Below are 18167 nucleotides of genomic sequence, written 5' to 3' on the forward strand. Positions count from 1 at the left end.
GACATGTCGACACAGACCCTGATCTATATCTTCGTCGCCGTCAGCTTCGCGCTCTATATCGGGATCGCGATCTGGACGCGCGCTGGTTCCACCAAGGAATTCTATGTTGCAGGCGGCGGCGTTCACCCCGTCGTCAACGGCATGGCCACCGCCGCCGACTGGATGAGCGCGGCGTCGTTCATTTCCATGGCCGGTCTCATCGCCTTCATGGGCTATGACGGTTCGGTCTATCTGATGGGCTGGACGGGCGGCTATGTCGTCCTCGCGCTCTTGCTTGCGCCTTACCTCAGGAAGTTCGGCCAGTTCACCGTCCCCGATTTCATCGGCACGCGTTACTATTCGAAAGTCGCGCGCACCGTGGCGGTGATCTGCCTGATCTTCATCTCGTTCACCTATATCGCCGGGCAGATGCGCGGCGTGGGCATCGTGTTCTCGCGCTTCCTCGACGTGTCGGTGGAACTGGGCGTGATCATCGGCATGTGCATCGTGTTCTTCTATGCGGTGCTGGGCGGCATGAAGGGCATCACCTATACGCAGGTGGCGCAGTACTGCGTGCTCATCTTCGCATACATGGTCCCGGCGTTCTTCATCTCGATGCTGATCACCGGCAACCCGATCCCGCAGCTGGGCCTTGGGTCGACCGTGAATGACGGGTCGGGCATGTATGTGCTCGAAAAGCTCGACAGCTCGCTTCAGGAGATGGGTTTCGGCCCCTATACCGACGGCAGCAAGTCGATGATCGACGTGTTCTGCATCACCGCCGCGCTGATGATCGGCACGGCTGGCCTGCCCCACGTTATCGTGCGCTTCTTCACCGTGCCCAAGGCGTCCGACGCGCGTAAGTCGGCCGGCTGGGCGCTGATCTTCATCGCGCTTCTTTACACCACGGCCCCGGCGGTCGCGGCGTTCTCGCGCATCAACTTCAACGCGACGGTCGATGGCACCGCCTATGCCGAAGCACCCGGCTGGTTCACCAATTGGGAAAAGAACAACCTGATCGCCTGGGTCGACAAGAACGACGACGGCGTGATGGAAATCGCCAAGGGCGATGCCTTCAAGGGCGCGCCCGACTATGCCGAAGGCACCGGTGCCGAAGGGCAGCGCCTGCTTAACAATGAAGTCCTGACCGACAACGCCAACGAGGTCTATGTCGACAAGGACATCATGGTGCTGGCCAATCCCGAAATCGCCAACCTGCCGGGTTGGGTCATCGCCCTTGTGGCAGCCGGCGGTCTTGCCGCGGCGCTGTCGACGGCGGCGGGCCTGCTGCTCGTGATCTCCACCGCGGTCAGCCATGACCTGTTGAAGAGCACGTTCAAGCCCGACATCAGCGAAAAGGGCGAGTTGCTGGCAGCGCGCGTGGCGGCAACCTGCGCCATCGTCGTTGCCGGTTTCCTGGGCATCTATCCTCCGGGCTGGGTGGCGCAGGTCGTGGCCTTCGCCTTTGGCCTGGCGGCAGCGTCGCTGTTCCCGGCCATCTTCATGGGCATCTTTACCAAGGCCATGAACAAGGAAGGCGCGATCGCGGGCATGGTCACGGGCCTTGTCTTCACCTTCAGCTATATCGCTTACTTCAAGCTGATGAACCCGGATGCCAACGTCGCTGAAAACTGGCTCTTCGGCATCTCGCCCGAAGGGATCGGTGTGATCGGCATGCTGCTGAACTTTGCCGTGGCCATCGTTGTCATGAAGATGACTTCGAAGCCGCCGGTGGAAGTGGCCCGCCTTGTCGATTCCATCCGCGTCCCGCGCGGTGCGGCAGGCGCCCATGCCCACTAAGGGCTGACAATCTTGCCGCCGCCATCGGAAGCGGCGGCGGCAAACCTGAGAAAGAGGGGCGGCAGGCAACTGTCGCCCCTCGATCTTTTCGGCTATCGCTGATCGCGATCACGTTGGAGGGGCTGAGTTTCTGGCCATGTCGATCTGGGCCGTACCGCTGGTGGCGATATTATATGCCGCGCTGCTTTTCTGGGTAGCGGACGCGGGCGACCGCCCCGTGCTCGCCCGTTTTGCCGAACGGCATAAACGCGTCATCCTCGGCCTTGCCCTGTGCGTCTATTGCACCAGCTGGACCTTTTACGGCGCGGTCGGCACTGCCAGCGCATCGGGCTGGCAATTCCTGCCGATCTATCTCGGTCCGATCCTGCTGTTCACCCTGTTCGGCCGGTTCGTCGACCGGCTGCTGCATACGGCCAAGGCGCAGCATTCGACATCGATCGCCGACTTTCTTTCCGCGCGATATGGGAAAAGCGCATGGGTGGCCGCGCTCGTCACGCTGATCTGCCTGTTCGGGGCGCTGCCCTATATGGCGCTGCAGCTGAAATCGGTGAGCCAGACATTGGGCGCGTTGTCGCCCGAACTCGCCGCGATCCTCGGGCCCGATCAGGTGGTCTTTGCCGTCGCGGCGACGCTTGCCGTATTCGCCATGCTGTTTGGAACCGGCAGGCCAGAGCTGACCGGGCACAATCGCGGTCTCGTCCTTGCCATCGCGCTTGAGGCGGTGGTGAAGTTCATCGCGCTTGCCGCCGTCGCCATTTTCGCCGTTGTGCTGCTGTCCGATGCGCCCGACGATCTCATCGCGGCCTATTCGGTGTCCGCCTTTCAGCCGTGGCAGTTCGACCTGCATTTCGTGGTCATGCTGTTCGTGTCGGCCATCGCCGTGCTTTGCCTCCCGCGCCAGTTCCACATGCTTGTGGTGGAGGCACGCGAAGATCGCCTGCGCGGTGCGGCCCGCTGGCTGTTTCCGATCTATCTCGCACTGATCTGCGCGGCCATCGTGCCGGTCATGCTGGCTGGTGGCGTGCTTGGGCCGCAGGGTACATCCCCCGACATGCTGATGATCGCCCTGCCGCTGCATTTCGATGCCGGCTGGCTGGCGATCCTTGCCTTTATCGGCGGGCTTTCGGCATCGACCGGCATGGTAATCGTGACCGGCATCGCCCTGTCGAACATGATCGCCAACGACCTTCTCGTGCCCTTGATCTTCCGCGAACAGATGCGCCAGCGCGGCGCGGCGCGATCGGTGGGGCGCGCGCTGGTCATGCTGCGCCGGGGCACCATCGCGGCGCTGTTCCTGCTGACCTTGTTCTACCTCTCCGCCATCGACCGCACGGCGACGCTGGCAGGCCTTGGCGAAATCGCCTTTGCCGGGGTCGCGCAATTCGCGCCGGGGCTGATCCTCGGCTTTACATGGCGCAAGGCCAATCGCGCCGGCATGATCGCCGGTCTGCTGATCGGCCTTGCGCTGTGGCTATTGTTCCTTGCCCTTCCGGTGTCTGGCGTGCAGTTCGCGCCGCCACTGCCGGGCAATGATCCGTTGGTCTCGGGCATCCTCCTCAGCCTTTCGGCGAACCTGTTTTTCTTCATCCTGTTTTCGCTGGCGGGCGAACCGGCGCTGATTGACAGGGTGCAGGCTGTCGCCTTCGTCGATCGCGGGCAGGCGGATCTTGGCTATGTGCGCCTTGCCACCCGCACCCGCGTCGCCGATTTCCGCGTGCTTATCGAACAATTCGTCGGCCCCGACCGCGCGCGCGAGGCGATAAACCGTCTGCGCCTCGTCACGGGCAAGAGCTATGGCGATGCCGAAACCCCGGACGAGGCGCTGATCGATGCGAGCGAACGCATGATCAGCACGATCATCGGCGCCTCGTCCGCCCGCACGCTGATCCAGTCAACACTGGAAGGCGACCCCGTCCCGGTCGAGCAGGTCGTGGCCATGTTCGACGAAACCTCGCAGCGATTGCAGTTCGGTGCCGAACTCCTTCAGATCGCGATCGAGAACATCGACCAGGGCGTGTCGGTGGTCGATGCAGAGCAGCGCCTCGTTGCCTGGAACAACCGCTATGTCAGCATGTTCGGCTACCCCGCCGAACTGGTCGAAGTCGGCCGTCCGATCGAGGACCTGCTCGCCTTCAACATGCGCAAGCTGGGTGTGCCCGAAGATGCGATCGCCAGCGAGATCGCCAAGCGCCGTGATCATCTGCGCGAAGGGCACCGCCACAACACCGAACGCGAATTGCCCGATGGCCGGGTGTTGAGGATCGTCGGCAATCCCGTGCCGGGCGGCGGCTATGTGACCAGCTATACCGACATCACCGTCGACCGCATGGCCGAACAGAAGCTGGAAGCGAAGATCCAGGAACGCACCGAACAGCTGACCGAGGCGAACGCCGCGCTGGAGGCCGCGACCGCGTCGAAGACCCGCTTCCTTGCCGCGGCAAGCCACGATCTCGTCCAGCCGATGAATGCCGCGCGCCTGTTTGCCAGCGCGCTGGCGGACGACATTGCCCCCGACCGCCGCCGCGAACGTGCACTGCTGGGCCAGATCGACAGGTCCATCGAAACCGCCGACCGCCTGCTGCGCGCTCTTCTCGACATCTCGCGCCTCGATGGCGGCAAGGCACGCGTGGAACCCGAACTGTTCCAATTGGATCTCGCGTTGGCCGAGATCGCAAACGAATTCGAGATCCAGGCCGAGAACAAGGGGCTGGTGCTGACCGTGCTACCCTGTGGCCTGTGGCTGGAAACCGACCGGGGGCTCTTTATCTCGATCCTCCAGAACCTCGTTACCAATGCCGTTCGCTATTCGCGCGCGGGGCGCATTCTGGTGGGCGCGAAGCGGCGCGGCGCGGATGTCGAGATCATGGTGATCGACCAGGGTCCCGGCATCCCGGAAAAGGAGCGCGAGGCGATCTTTGCCGAATTCCACCGCCTGCCGGGCAGCGACAATGAAACGGGCGGCGATGGCGGATCGGGGGGCGGCGTGGGTCTCGGGTTGGGACTTGCTATCGTGCGGCGCATTGCGGCCATGTTGGGGACGGAAGTCACGGTCAGTTCCCAATTGGCAAGGGGCAGCTGCTTCTCCTTTCGCCTGCCGATGGCAAAGCCGGGCAAGGCCACCGCCGCTGCCACCCCGATGCGCGAAGCTGCAAGGACGGAGAGCGGCGGCCATGTGCTGTGCATCGACAATGACCCCGACACGCTGGCCGCGCTGGAAAGCCTGCTGATGCGCTGGGGCTATGCGGTTACGGCGGAAAGCGATCCGTCGAAGGTGCGCCTGACCCGTGCGCCCGATCTCTTGCTGATGGACTACAACCTCGACAACGGGCTGACCGGCGAACGTGCCGCGCAGCAATTGTTCGAACGCTGGGGCAAGTGTGTGCCGCGATCCTGCTGACGGCGGAAGATACCGCCGCGACCAAGGCGGCAGCGGAAAAGATCGCGGCGCAGCGCATGATAAAGCCGCCCTCGCCCCCGGCGCTGCGGGCATTGGTGAACGCGCTGGCCGGGGCCTAGCTGGCGGAAGCGGCTCGCACGTCGTCTTCCAGTGGCGGCAGCCCCGGATCGTCGAGCTTGCCCGCAAGAAGCACCGCCTGCGTGCGGTTGATCACGTTCAACCGGCGGAAGATGCCGGTAAGATGCGCCTTCACCGTGGCTTCGGAAATCTGCATCTCATGCGCGATCTGCTTGTTGAGCTTGCCTTCTGCGACCAGCGCGAGGATCTTGCGCTGCGCAGGCGTCAGCTTGGCCAGCCGCGCCAGTGCTTCGGCGTCCTCATCGCTGGGCTGGTCGGTACTGTCATCCGGAAACCAGAGATCACCTTCAGCCACGGCCGCCAGCGCCTCGCGCATCTGGTCCAATGGCGCGCTTTTCGGGATGAAGGCCGAAGCGCCCAGCGATTTCGTGCCTTGCCGGATGCGGCTTTCCTCGCTCGCCGAAACGACGACGACGGGCATGGACGGAAAATCCTTCCGCAGCTCCATCAGCGTGAGCAATCCGGCGCTGTCCGCCATGTGCAGGTCCAACGTCATCAGCGCGACACCGCCGACCTCGGCCTCCTGCCTCGCGGCGGCGGCATCGGCGACTTCGACGATCCGCGATCCGGGCCAGACCTTCTCAACCGATGCGCGAATGGCGGTGCGCATCAGCGGGTGGTCGTCGGCAATGACGATACGTCCCGTTTGGCTATCTGCCGTACTCGGGTAACTGGCCATGGACTGGCCCCCTTTCGCTTGAACCCTCTCCCCGCCGGACGGTCGTTCCCATCCGGCGGGGCCGAGCTTAGCGATTAAGGCGGCCTTCGATCAAGCCATCAACGAGCGATGGGTCTGCAAGGGTCGAGGTATCGCCCAGCGAGCCATAATCGTTCTCGGCGATCTTGCGCAGGATACGGCGCATGATCTTGCCCGAACGGGTCTTGGGCAGGCCCGGCGTGAAATGCAGGTGATCAGGCGTTGCGATCGGACCGATTTCGGTACGGACCCACGCGCGAAGCTCCTTGGTCAGTGCATCATCCGCATCCACGCCCGCATTCAGCGTGACATAGCAATAGATGCCCTGCCCCTTGATATCATGCGGATATCCGACGACCGCGGCCTCTGCGACCTTTTCATGCAGGACCAGCGCGCTTTCGACCTCGGCCGTACCCATGCGGTGGCCCGACACGTTGATGACATCGTCGACGCGGCCCGTGATCCAGTAATAGCCGTCCTCGTCGCGGCGGCAGCCGTCACCGGTGAAATATTTGCCGCGATAGGTGCTGAAATAGGTCTGGATGAAACGCTCATGATCGCCATAGACCGTGCGCGCCTGCCCCGGCCAGCTGCGGATGATGCAAAGGTTCCCCTCTGCCGCGCCGCCGGTCGATTCGTCGGCGAGCACCGTGCCGTCATTGTCGACCAGCTGCGGCGCAATGCCAAAGAACGGCCGGCCCGCGCTGCCCGGCTTCATCGGATGCGCGCCCGGCAGGGTGGTGATCATGTGGCCGCCGGTTTCCGTCTGCCACCAGGTGTCGACGATGGGCGCTTCGCCATGGCCGACCAATTCGTGATACCAGCGCCATGCCTCCGGGTTGATCGGCTCACCCACCGTGCCCAGCACGCGCAGGGAGGAAAGATCATGCTTGGTCACATGGTCGTTCCCTTCGCGCATCAGCGCACGGATCGCGGTGGGCGCGGTGTAGAAGATGTTGACCTTGTGCTTGTCGACGACCTGCCAGAACCGGTCATGCGCCGGATAGTTGGGCACGCCTTCGAACATCAGCGCGGTGCCGCCAGCCTGCAGCGGTCCATAGACGATATAGGAGTGTCCCGTGACCCAGCCGATATCGGCGGTGCACCAGTAAACCTCACCCTCACGGTAATCGAAGGTGTAGCGGAAGGTCGTCTCGGTCCAGACCGAATAGCCGCCGGTGGTGTGCACGACGCCCTTGGGCTTACCGGTGGAGCCGGAAGTGTAGAGGATGAATAGCGGGTCTTCCGCGTTCATCACCTCGCACGGGCATTCGGTGGACACGCCCTCGGAATATTCGTGGAACCAGTGGTCGCGCCCTTCGGTCATGGCGACATCGCCGCCAGTGTGGCGGATGACCAGCACCGCCTTGACCGAGATCTTTTCCAGGGCCGCATCGACATTGGCCTTCAATGGCACGCGCTTCGATCCGCGCAGGCCTTCATCGGCGCAGATGACATAGTCGGACTGGCAATCCTCGATCCGGTTGGCAATGGCATCGGGCGAAAAGCCGCCGAACACCACCGAATGCACCGCCCCGATGCGGGCGCAGGCCAGCATGGCAAAGGCGCCTTCGGGCACCATCGGCATATAGACGGTGACGCGGTCGCCGCGCTGCACGCCCATCTTCTTGAGCGTGTTCGCCATGCGGATCACGTTTTCCAGGATCTCGGCATAGGTGAACTTGCGCACCGGATCTTCGGGGCTGTCGGGTTCGAAGATCAGCGCGGTCTGGTCGCCGCGACCGTTTGCCACATGGCGATCGAGCGCGTTGTGGCAGATGTTGAGCTCGCCATCTTCGAACCACTTGATTTCGACGGGATCGAAGCTCCAGCCCGAGATCTTGGTCGGCTTTTTGAACCAGTCGAGCCGCTCGGCCTGTTCGAGCCAGAAAGCGTCGGGGTCGTCCATCGACCGCGCGTACATGGCGTCATATTGCCCGCCGGTGCAGCTGGTGCCTTCGATCGCGGCGGCCGGAACCGGAACGATTTCGCCTGCGTGCTCGAGTGTGTCCTGCATGTCGTCTCCCATCGTGATCTTGTCGCGCCGAGACGGGGCCCACTCCCCGCTCTCCTGCGTGGTCTCTCCTCCACGCAGCGCGTTCGCTTGCGCGGAAAACTAGCCCGATTCGCAGTGGCCGGTCTGTGCGACGAAAGTCTTATAGACCATCCGCTAGCTGGGAAGTGACCTCTCGCGCTGCAAGTTTTGCCCCATCGGACCCGCCGTGACGGGCCGTAAAAACACGATAAAATGGGGAGTGGGAATGATGTCACGATCAGGAACCGGGAGGAAGACCGGCGCGCTGGTGGCCGCGCTGTTGGCGGCGAGCGCGCTTGTGCCCGCGTCGGCGTCCGCGCAGGACAATGCCAGCATCGAGGACCGCCTCGACAGGCTGGAGGCCATGATGGAGCGGCTCGAGGCCCGCCTCGATGCGGCGCAGTCAACCAGCGCCGAAGACGCCGCGATGGCGCAGGAAATGCGCGCCGCCGTGGCCGAGACGCGCGCGGTGGCCGAGCAGCAAGGCCAGATCGAAACCCGCGTTGCCGCGATGGAGGAAAAGGACACGCAAGGCTTCCGCATCGGCGGCACGCAGTTCAGCCTTGGCGGATACGTCAAGATGGACGCCATCAGCCAGCGCACCAGCGGCGGGCAGGTGCCGGGCGACAGCATCAATCGCGACTTCCTGATCCCCAGCCTGATCCCCGTTGGCGGATCGGCATCGGGATGGGACACCCATTTCCACGCCCGCCAGACGCGCATGATCCTGAAAACCGCGACGCCGGTCGGCGACAAGACGCTGGGCAGCCATATCGAGATGGACTTTCTCGTCACATCGGGCGGCGACCAGCGCGTGTCGAACAGCTATGTCCCGCGCATGCGGCAAGCCTTCCTGACCTATGGCGGCTGGACGTTCGGCCAGGCGTGGTCGACATTCCAGAATGTGGGCGCGCTGCCTGAGAGCGTCGATTTCGTGGGCGTGATGCCGGGCACCGTGTTCAACCGCCAGGCCATGATCCGCTACAAGACGAAGAGCGGCATCTCGATCGCGGTGGAGCAGCCCGAAACGACCATCACCAATTCGGTCGGCGGACGCATCCTGCCTTCCGACGACCAGATGCCCGACGTCATCGTGCGCTATGATGGCCCGGTCACGGTCGCTGCCATCGCGCGCCAGCTCAATGCCTCTGATAATGTGCTCGCCAGCGGGTCCGACAGCGCATGGGGCTATGGCGTTTCCGTTTCGGGCAAGATCCCGATCGGCGAAAAGGACGACTTCCGCTTCATGGGGACGGTCGGCGACGGGCTTGGCCGCTATATCGGCGCCAATATCGTCAATGACGCGGCGATCGACGCCAATGGCAATCTCGACCCGATCTTCACCTATTCGGGCTATGCCGCGTTCCGCCATGTCTGGACCGACAAGATGCGCTCCACCATCGCGGGCAGCTATTTCAAGGCTGACAACCCGGTCAGCCTGACGAGCGGCAGCCCCACCGACAATGTGTGGAATGCCATGGCCAACATCATCTACTCACCCGTTCCGAAACTTGATCTCGGCATCGAATACATGTATGCCGAACGCGAAAACGAAGCGGGCGCGAGCGGCAATCTGCAAAAGGTGCAGGCCACCGCGAAATACGCTTTTTGACGATGACGAGGACCGGGCGGGCTGGCGCGGCCCCGCCCGGTCTTCCCAATGGGGAGACCGAAGTGATGAGTTACGCCAAGGCGCTGGAGCAGGCGACGGCCAATCCCGAACAGTTCTGGATGGATGCGGCACGCGCGCTCGACTGGGCGCGCTTTCCTGCAATTGCGCATGACGAAGATGACGACCACTGGTTTCCCGATGGTGAGCTGAATGTTTGCGAAAATGCGGTCGACCGCCATGTCGCGGCGGGCCGCGGCGATCAGCCCGCGCTAATCTATGAAAGCCCGATCACCGGGCGCGACGCGACCTATAGCTTCACCGAATTGCAGGAGCGCGTGGCGCGCACCGCCGGCATGCTGGTGAATGCGGGCGTCAAGAAGGGCGACCGCGTCGTCATCTACATGCCGATGATCCCCGAAGCCGTGTTCGGCATGCTGGCCTGCGCGCGGATCGGCGCCGTGCATTCGGTGGTGTTCGGCGGCTTCGCTGCGCCCGAACTCGCCAAGCGGATCGACGATTGCCAGCCGGTCGCCGTGCTGTCAGCCAGCTGCGGCCTCGAACCCAATCGCACCATCGCCTACAAGCCGCTTCTGGATGCCGCGATCGAACGCTGCACCAACAAGCCCGAAACGACCATCATTCTCCAGCGCGAGGAACTGCGCGCCGATCTGATCCCCAATCGCGACATCGACTGGAACGCGGCCTATGACGCCGCAAAGCCGGTCGATCCGGTGCCGGTCAAATCGACCGACCCGCTTTACATCCTCTACACCTCCGGCACGACCGGCACGCCAAAAGGCGTGGTGCGCGACAATGGCGGCTATGCCACTGCGCTCGCCTGGTCGATGGAGCATATCTATGGCGTCGAGGCGGGCGATGTTTACTGGGCCGCGTCCGACATCGGCTGGGTCGTGGGGCACAGCTATATCGTTTATGGCCCGCTATTGGCAGGCTGCGCGACGATCCTGTTCGAAGGCAAGCCCATCGGCACGCCCGATGCAGGCATATTCTGGAACCTCGTCGACAAGCATAAGGTGAAGGTCCTCTTCACCGCGCCCACCGCGATCCGCGCCATTCGCCGCGCCGATCCCGATGGCGAATTCATCCGGAAAGCGAGCCTGAAATCGCTGAAGGCCCTGTTCCTTGCCGGCGAACGCGCCGATCCCGACACGCTGCTGTGGATCGCCGACATGCTGGGCAAGCCGGTGATCGACCACTGGTGGCAGACCGAGATCGGCTGGCCCGCCATCGCCACCTGCTTTGGCCGGGGAGAGACCGAGATCCGCGTCGGCAGCGCGGGCCGCGCGGTGCCCGGCTTCCGTTTCAAGGTTCAGGATGACGCGCATCAGGAAGTAGAGCCCGGCAAGGTCGGCAATCTGCTGATCGAACAGCCGCTGCCGCCCGGCGCATTTCGCGCGCTGTGGAACAATCCCGAACGGTTCAAGGCAGGCTTTGCCGATTTCCCCGGTCACTACACCAGCGGCGATGCGGGCATGATCGACGAAGACGGCTTCATCCACATCATGGGCCGCACCGACGACATCATCAATGTCGCGGGCCATCGCCTGTCGACCGGGCAGATGGAGGAGGTCGTCTCCAACCACCCCGCCGTCGTCGAATGCGCCGTCGTGGGCGCAGCCGATGCGCTGAAGGGCGAGACGCCGGTCGGCTTTGTCGTGGCGCGAGCAGGCACCGGCGACCATGACCAGATCCGAAAGGACCTCATCACCTCGATCCGCGGGGACATAGGGCCCATCGCCTGTCTCAGCACGGTCCATTTCGTCGACGGCCTGCCCAAGACGCGGTCCGGCAAGATCCTGAGGAACCTGCTGCGCGCGATTGAGAATGGGGACGAGATCATCGTGCCGCAGACGATCGAGGATGCGAGCGTGATCGACACGCTGATCGCCCATGTGGCGGAGGAAAAGGCGAAGGCATGAACAGCGGATAAGGCCGGGATGGCGGCGCGGTCAGTACCCCTCGCCCCATCCGCCAACGCATTCATGCCAGCGATCTTACCGCCTTGACGGCAGTGCCCCGCTCAAGACCCGCGCAATTTCGCTTCCTGCAGCATCAGCGTCTCGGCCTGCGTCGCTTTCGATGTGTTGATGACGTGGTCGATGCCATCGACGGTGACCGCGATGGTCCCCTGCTCGGTCACTTCGATGAAGCCCTTCGATTTCAGGTACCAGATGTGGAAATCGAAGATGTCCTGCGAACAGCCCAACATTTCCTGAATGAACCAGCCGATCATGCCGGGATCCGAACCGTTCTCCCGCCGCCGCTTGTAAAGCGTGAGCAGAATCTTCGCATGCACCTCGCCATCGCTGATGGCGGTTTCCTCATCGACGATGCCAGAGGTGTCGGGCGCGGCGGCAACGCGCGGTTCACCGGCCTGATAGCGGCGGTCGTATTCCGATCGCCTCTGCGGGTCGCGCAACACGCGATAGGCCTCGATTACCTCGCTGAACTTGCGGGGGTCGGATGTCTCCCGATTGTCGGGATGATACATCTTGGCGAAGTGGTGATAGGCAAGTTCGAGGACGCGGGCATCGCACCTCGGATTTACTTTCAACACCTCGTAATAATCGGTTATTTTCTGCTCATATCCCATCATATGGACTCGCTTCGGAGTTTCAAAAACTCAGCCATGGATCGGGTTTATATTTAATATTGCAAAAGTTTATTAATTCAGAGCTAACGCTTAATTAAAACACTTCGCCCTGCGCTTAGCAATGCGCAGGTCCGAGTTATCACGGCATCGGGCAATGCGGCCCGAAAGCCTCACTCATCGGCAAAGGCGAAGGGCACGCCCGACTGGCGATAATGGTCGAACCGCAATTCGCGGCCCATCGGCGGGGCGGAGCGGGCGATGCATTGCGGGCGATGGCAGAAGCGGCAGGCGATGCCGATCGGCGTAACCTCGTCTTCCTTGAGCGCGTCGCCATAGACCAGCTCGCCCTTGCGGGCATCGGCGCAGCACAGTGCGACTGCGCGGGTAATGCGCTGGGCGTGAAAGCTGCCCCCCCCTGATATGACCGTGCGCGCAACCGACATATAGCGTTCGCCATCGGGCAGTTCGATCCGCTGGACGAGCACTTCGCCTTCGCGGTCGAAAGCCTTGTGCACGTTCCATAGCGGACAGGCCCCGCCATGCCGTGCAAAGGGAAAGCCCGCACCGTCGAGACGCTTTGACACGTTCCCCGCGCGGTCGACGCGGATGAAGAAGAACGGCACGCCTTCCGCCCCCGGCCTCTGCAGCGTGGTCAGGCGGTGCGCGACCTGTTCATAGCTGACCTGAAACTCATAGGTCAGCGCGTCCATGTCGTATCGCAGCCTTTTTGCCGCATCGAGGAAAGGGCGATAAGGCATCAGCAGCGCCGCGGCCCAATAGCTTTCCAGCGCGCGGCGCGCGAGCACCTTGCCATTGTCGCTTTCGAACCGGCCCTCCCCGATCGCCGCCTCGATCTCCTCGCCCCGTTCCAGCACGGCCAGTTGCAGGGCGAGCTGGAAACGCCGCGCCTTATGGTCGAGCTGGCGGGAGAACATCACGCGGCGACGGTGGTAATCGTACCAGCGCATCGCCCCGCGCAGCACCTCTGGCGGAGCGAAAGTCACCTCCAGACGATGCTTCTCCTTTATTCGGGCGATCATCGAGGAGATCGTCGGCAGGTCTTGCGCCGCCAGCGACGCGCTATCGTCCAGCGTGGGAAAACAATTCCGGCGCGCGGCGAGGAAGTTTCGCGCCTCGGCCACCGGGTCGATCACGCTCGCCGCCGCCGCGCCGCCGCCGCCGCGCTCTGTTTCGCGCCGTGCCGCCAATGCCAGCTGCTCCTCGCCGTAAGCCGTGTGCAGGCGCATCAAGGCTTCGGCAAAGCCGGGATAGCTGGTGGCGATATCGGCCACGTCCAGCGAAGGCAGGTCGATGTCGGCAAAGATCGGATCGCGCAGCACCGCCTGCAGCCGGGTCGTCACCTCTTCGCTGTCGCCAGCCGCCAGATCGGAAATGTCTATGCGATAGGTGGTCGCGATCTTCAGCAGCAAATCGGCGGTCACGGGGCGCTGGTTGCGCTCCATCAGCGCGATATAGCTGGGCGACACGTCGAGATCCTCGGCCATGTTGGCCTGCGTCAGCCCCAGCTCGCGCCGCATGCGCTTGAGCCTTGGCCCCAGGTAGATCGCCTTGCGCGCCATGCCTTCACAATCCCGCTGTAAACGTCCTTACAACTATACAAGCATGTTTTGTAAAGTTTGACAACAATACACCGCGCGCAATTCCGCGACTCGGATTTTGGTGCGAAACGATTGGTGTGCCCAGCCAGACGGGCGAATCGTTTCAAACACACCGAAGGTTACCAGCCATGACTTACGCCGCAGAAATCCAGCGCCAGAAAGGCAACATCGCCGAGCTTGGCCAGAAGTGGGCTGCCATCGATCCCGAGATGGCTGCACGCATGACTGTCCAGAACCGCTTCCAGACCGGTCTCGACATCGCCCGTTACACCGCCAGCATCATGCGCGCCGACATGGAAGCGTATGACGCCGATCCCGCCAATTACACCCAGTCGCTGGGTTGCTGGCACGGGTTCATCGGTCAGCAGAAGATGATCTCGATCAAGAAGCACTTCGGCACGACCAAGCGCAAGTACCTCTACCTTTCCGGGTGGATGGTCGCCGCGCTGCGCAGCGAATTCGGGCCCCTGCCCGACCAGTCGATGCACGAGAAGACCTCCGTGCCCGCGCTGATCGAGGAGCTCTACACCTTCCTGCGCCAGGCCGATGCGCGTGAGCTGGGCATGATGTTCCGCGAACTCGATACCGCCAAGGAAACGGGCGATGCGGTCAATACCCACCGCCTGCTGCGTGAGATCGATGAATACCAGACGCATGTCGTTCCGATCATCGCCGACATCGATGCAGGCTTCGGCAATGCCGAGGCGACCTATCTGCTCGCCAAGAAGATGATCGAGGCCGGCGCCTGCGCGCTGCAGATCGAGAACCAGGTGTCCGACGAAAAGCAGTGCGGCCACCAGGACGGCAAGGTCACGGTTCCGCACGAGGACTTCCTCCAGAAGATCCGCGCGATCCGTTACGCCTTCCTCGAACTGGGCGTGCCCGAAGGCATCATCGTTGCCCGCACCGACTCGCTTGGTGCTGGCCTGACGAAGCAGATCGCTTTCTCGAAGGAGCCGGGCGACCTTGGTGACCAGTACAACGCGTTCCTCGATTGCGACGAAGTCGCGCCGGAGAACATCACCAACGGTCAGGTCTTCATCAGCCGCGACGGCAAGCTGCTTGCGCCCAAGCGTCTTCCGTCGAACCTCTACCAGTTCCGTTCGGGGACGGGTGAGGACCGCTGCGTGCTCGACTGCATCACTGCGCTTGAAAACGGTGCGGACCTGCTGTGGATCGAGACCGAGAAGCCCCATATCGCCCAGATCGGAGGGATGGTGAGCCGTATTCGCGAGGTTATTCCGAATGCGAAGCTGGTCTATAACAATTCGCCCAGCTTCAACTGGACGCTGAATTTCCGCCAGCAGGTGTTCGACGCCTGGGAAGCGGAAGGCAAGGATGTCTCGGCCTTTGATCGGGCCAAGCTGATGAGTGTCGATTACGATGGCACGGAGCTGGCTGCCGAAGCCGACGAGCGTATCCGCACTTTCCAGCGGGACGCGGCGGCACAGGCAGGCATCTTCCACCACCTGATCACCCTGCCGACCTATCACACGGCAGCGCTCAGCACCGACAATCTCGCCAAGGAATATTTCGGCGAGGCAGGGATGCTTGGCTACGTCGCCGGGGTCCAGCGCAAGGAAATCCGCCAGGGTATCGCTTGCGTGAAGCACCAGAACATGGCCGGCTCCGACATCGGGGACGACCACAAGGAAGCCTTTGCCGGCGAAGCAGCCCTGAAGGCTGGCGGCAAGGACAATACGATGAACCAGTTCGCGGCGTAAAAACCGCGCGAAGAGAAAAGGAAGGAGACTACCAATGCCCGAACCCGCACTTGCTCGTCCGGTCTTCTCGACCGAAGATTCGCGCCTGATCCGCCGCGCCGTGGTGGAGTTCATCAAGAACAACCAGGACGATATCGACACGCCCAAGTTCGTGAACCTGCACCACCGCCTCGGCCGTCTGCGCTAAGGCAACAGCCACACGATCATTACCGACAATACCGCCCCGGAGCCCGATAGGCTCCGGGGCATTACCCCCGCGAAGGGGGCATCAAATTCAAGAAGGACACCCCATGCTGACCGATCTGCAAGCCCAGGGCGCATCCCCCGACGGTGGAGATGAAACCGTAGAACGCGCCGGCCTGCGGGTCGACCGGACTCTGGCTGGCTTCGTGGAAGCCGAGGCCCTTTCGGGGACCGGGATCGAGCCTGCCGCTTTCTGGAGCGGCCTTGCCGATCTCATCGCACGCTTTGGCCCGCGCAATCAGCAGCTGCTGGACACGCGCGACGAGCTTCAGGCGAAGATCGATGCATGGCACCGCGCCAACTCCAGCGCCGGCACCGGCGCACCGGAAGCGTTCCTGCGCGAGATCGGCTATCTCGTGCCCGAGCCTTCGCCGTTCAAAATCACGACCGCCAATACCGACAGCGAGATTGCCGAGGTTGCTGGCGCGCAGCTGGTCGTTCCGGTCCTGAATGCGCGCTTCCTGCTCAATGCCGCGAATGCGCGCTGGGGCAGCCTGTATGACGCGCTTTACGGCACCGATGCGCTGGATGGCACTTTGCCGCAGGGCAAGGGCTATGACGAAGAACGCGGCGCCAAGGTCATCGCCTGGGCCAAGGCCTTCCTCGACGAGACGGTTCCGCTGAAGAGCGGATCATGGACCGACTTCACCGGCGGCAACCCCGAGCTGGCGGACCCGGCGCAGTTCATTGGCCAGCGCGGCGATAATCTGCTGCTGCGCCACAATGGCCTCCACATCGAGATCGTCATCGACCGTTCGAGCCCGATCGGCGGCAAGGACGCAGGCGGCATCGCCGATGTCGAGCTGGAAGCGGCGCTCACCACCATCGTCGATCTGGAAGATTCGGTCGCGGCGGTCGATGCCGCCGACAAGGCGGACGCCTATCGCAACTGGCTGGGCATCGTGCGTTCGGACCTGACGGCGGAATTTTCCAAGGGCGGCGAGCGCATGGTGCGTTCGGCCAATCCCGATCGGCGTTATGTCACCGATGGCGGCGAACTGGTCCTGCCGGGCCGCTCGCTGCTGCTCGTCCGCAATGTCGGCCATCTGATGCGCAACCCCGCGATCCGCACCGCCGATGGCGCTGAGGTGTTCGAGGGCATCATGGATGCCGCCATCACCGCGCTGATCGCGATGCACGATCTCAAAGGCCTTGGCCGCAACAAGAACAGCCGCACCGGCTCGATCTATGTCGTGAAGCCCAAGATGCATGGCCCCGCCGAATGCGCCTTCACCAATGATCTGTTCGACGCGGTAGAGGACATGCTTGGCCTGACGCGCAATACCATCAAGGTCGGCGTCATGGATGAGGAACGCCGCACCAGCGCCAATCTGGCTGCCTGCATCGAGGCGGTGAAAACCCGCGTGTTCTTCATCAACACCGGCTTCCTCGACCGCACGGGTGATGAGATCCACACCTCCATGCTGGCCGGCCCGATGCTTCGCAAGGCGGAGATCAAGCAGGCCCAGTGGATCAAGGCGTACGAGGACCGCAACGTCCAGATCGGTCTAGCCTGCGGCTTTGCCGGCCGCGCGCAGATCGGCAAGGGCATGTGGGCCGCGCCGGACCGGATGCAGGCGATGCTGGCTGAAAAGATTGGCCACCCGCAAAGCGGCGCGACGACCGCATGGGTCCCCTCGCCCACGGCGGCGGTGCTGCATGCGACGCATTACCACCGCTGCGACGTCAAGGCGCGGCAAGCTTTGCGCGCAGGCGAAGGCATCGCCCCGCTCTCGGCCCTGCTGACCGTGCCGCTGGCGGACGGAAAGAACTGGTCGGACGAGGAAATCCGTGAGGAAGTCGACAATAATGTCCAGGGTATCCTTGGCTATGTCGTGCGCTGGATCGACCAGGGCGTCGGCTGCTCGAAGGTGCCTGACATTCACGACATCGGCCTGATGGAAGACCGTGCCACGCTCAGGATCAGCAGCCAGCATCTTGCCAACTGGCTGGAGCATGGCGTGATCTGCCGCGATGACATCGAGGCGGCACTGCGCCGCATGGCCGAAGTCGTCGACCGCCAGAATGCGGGCGATGCCGCCTATCGCCCGATGGCGGCGCGCGGTCCCGACTGCCTGCCGATCAAGGCGGCGCGCATGCTGATACTGGAAGGGCGCGCCCAGCCCAGCGGCTATACCGAGCCCGTGCTTCACCGCATCCGGCTTGAGGCGAAGGGGGAATAATACCCCCTAGCACTGGAACAGGTCGGCTTCGGGGAGGAAGCCGGCCATACGCCCCGCCCGCGCCATCTGGCCGGGCGGGGTTTCTTTTTTGGGCTTGCGCCGCATGTGGCTGGGCAAAAGCCTGAT

The 18167-nt window shown here is 63.2% G+C and carries 12 protein-coding genes; 8 read left to right on the top strand and 4 right to left on the bottom strand.

The window, feature by feature from the left end; genetic code table 11:
* The first annotated feature begins 3 nt into the window (after nucleotides 1–3).
* The 3 genes from A9D13_RS07370 to A9D13_RS20450 all read left to right on the top strand — a co-directional run bounded on the left by A9D13_RS07370 (nucleotide 4) and on the right by A9D13_RS20450 (nucleotide 5295).
* Nucleotides 4–1779 (top strand): sodium:solute symporter family protein, encoded by a 1776-nt coding sequence (locus A9D13_RS07370; RefSeq protein ID WP_066772071.1) that lies wholly within the window; start codon nucleotides 4–6, stop codon nucleotides 1777–1779.
* Nucleotides 1780–1915: 136 nt separating this feature from the next.
* Nucleotides 1916–5176 (top strand): PAS domain-containing hybrid sensor histidine kinase/response regulator, encoded by a 3261-nt coding sequence (locus A9D13_RS07375; protein WP_066772073.1) that lies wholly within the window; start codon nucleotides 1916–1918, stop codon nucleotides 5174–5176.
* Nucleotides 5155–5295, top strand: a complete 141-nt coding sequence (locus tag A9D13_RS20450) for a hypothetical protein (RefSeq protein ID WP_156521953.1) — start codon at nucleotides 5155–5157, stop codon at nucleotides 5293–5295. Before A9D13_RS07375 ends, A9D13_RS20450 begins: the two co-directional genes overlap by 22 nt.
* Here A9D13_RS20450 and A9D13_RS07380 read toward each other — a convergent pair.
* Both A9D13_RS07380 and acs read right to left on the bottom strand, forming a co-directional pair.
* Complete coding sequence (locus A9D13_RS07380) at nucleotides 5292–5993, bottom strand: response regulator transcription factor (RefSeq protein WP_066772075.1); 702 nt, start codon at nucleotides 5991–5993, stop codon at nucleotides 5292–5294. The two genes, A9D13_RS20450 and A9D13_RS07380, sit on opposite strands and share 4 nt — an antisense overlap.
* A 67-nt stretch (nucleotides 5994–6060) precedes the next feature.
* Complete coding sequence (gene acs, locus A9D13_RS07385) at nucleotides 6061–8028, bottom strand: acetate--CoA ligase (protein WP_066772145.1); 1968 nt, start codon at nucleotides 8026–8028, stop codon at nucleotides 6061–6063.
* 247 nt (nucleotides 8029–8275) lie between these two features.
* Here acs and A9D13_RS07390 point away from each other — a divergent pair, with 247 nt between their 5' ends.
* Together A9D13_RS07390 and A9D13_RS07395 are read left to right on the top strand one after the other, a co-directional pair.
* Nucleotides 8276–9658, top strand: coding sequence for a DcaP family trimeric outer membrane transporter (locus A9D13_RS07390; protein WP_066772147.1), 1383 nt, complete (start codon nucleotides 8276–8278; stop codon nucleotides 9656–9658).
* A gap of 65 nt (nucleotides 9659–9723) precedes the next feature.
* A complete protein-coding gene (locus tag A9D13_RS07395) occupies nucleotides 9724–11598 on the top strand; it encodes an AMP-binding protein (RefSeq protein WP_066772148.1) in 1875 nt (624 codons plus the stop codon).
* Nucleotides 11599–11699: 101 nt separating this feature from the next.
* Here A9D13_RS07395 and A9D13_RS07400 read toward each other — a convergent pair whose 3' ends face one another.
* Both A9D13_RS07400 and A9D13_RS07405 read right to left on the bottom strand, forming a co-directional pair.
* Nucleotides 11700–12275, bottom strand: a complete 576-nt coding sequence (locus A9D13_RS07400) for a J domain-containing protein (protein ID WP_082922199.1) — start codon at nucleotides 12273–12275, stop codon at nucleotides 11700–11702.
* Between the two features lie 167 nt (nucleotides 12276–12442).
* Nucleotides 12443–13852: a helix-turn-helix domain-containing protein gene (locus tag A9D13_RS07405; protein WP_066772077.1), complete on the bottom strand. Its 1410-nt coding sequence runs from the start codon at nucleotides 13850–13852 to the stop codon at nucleotides 12443–12445.
* Nucleotides 13853–14019: 167 nt separating this feature from the next.
* Between A9D13_RS07405 and A9D13_RS07410 the strand changes: the two genes are divergently transcribed.
* The 3 genes from A9D13_RS07410 (at nucleotide 14020) to A9D13_RS07415 (ending at nucleotide 18041) form a co-directional block, all read left to right on the top strand.
* Nucleotides 14020–15615 carry an isocitrate lyase gene (locus tag A9D13_RS07410; RefSeq protein ID WP_066772079.1) on the top strand — a complete coding sequence of 532 codons (1596 nt, stop codon included), beginning with the start codon at nucleotides 14020–14022 and terminating at the stop codon, nucleotides 15613–15615.
* A 34-nt stretch (nucleotides 15616–15649) separates the two neighbouring features.
* A complete protein-coding gene (locus A9D13_RS20805; protein ID WP_172808121.1) occupies nucleotides 15650–15802 on the top strand; it encodes a hypothetical protein in 153 nt (50 codons plus the stop codon).
* A gap of 103 nt (nucleotides 15803–15905) precedes the next feature.
* The gene (locus A9D13_RS07415; protein ID WP_066772081.1) at nucleotides 15906–18041 is read left to right on the top strand and encodes a malate synthase G; all 2136 of its coding nucleotides are present in this window, start codon (nucleotides 15906–15908) and stop codon (nucleotides 18039–18041) included.
* Nucleotides 18042–18167: the final 126 nt, after the last annotated feature.

It is taken from the genome of Croceicoccus mobilis (genome assembly GCF_001661965.1).
GTDB classification, from domain to species: Bacteria; Pseudomonadota; Alphaproteobacteria; order Sphingomonadales; family Sphingomonadaceae; genus Croceicoccus; species Croceicoccus mobilis.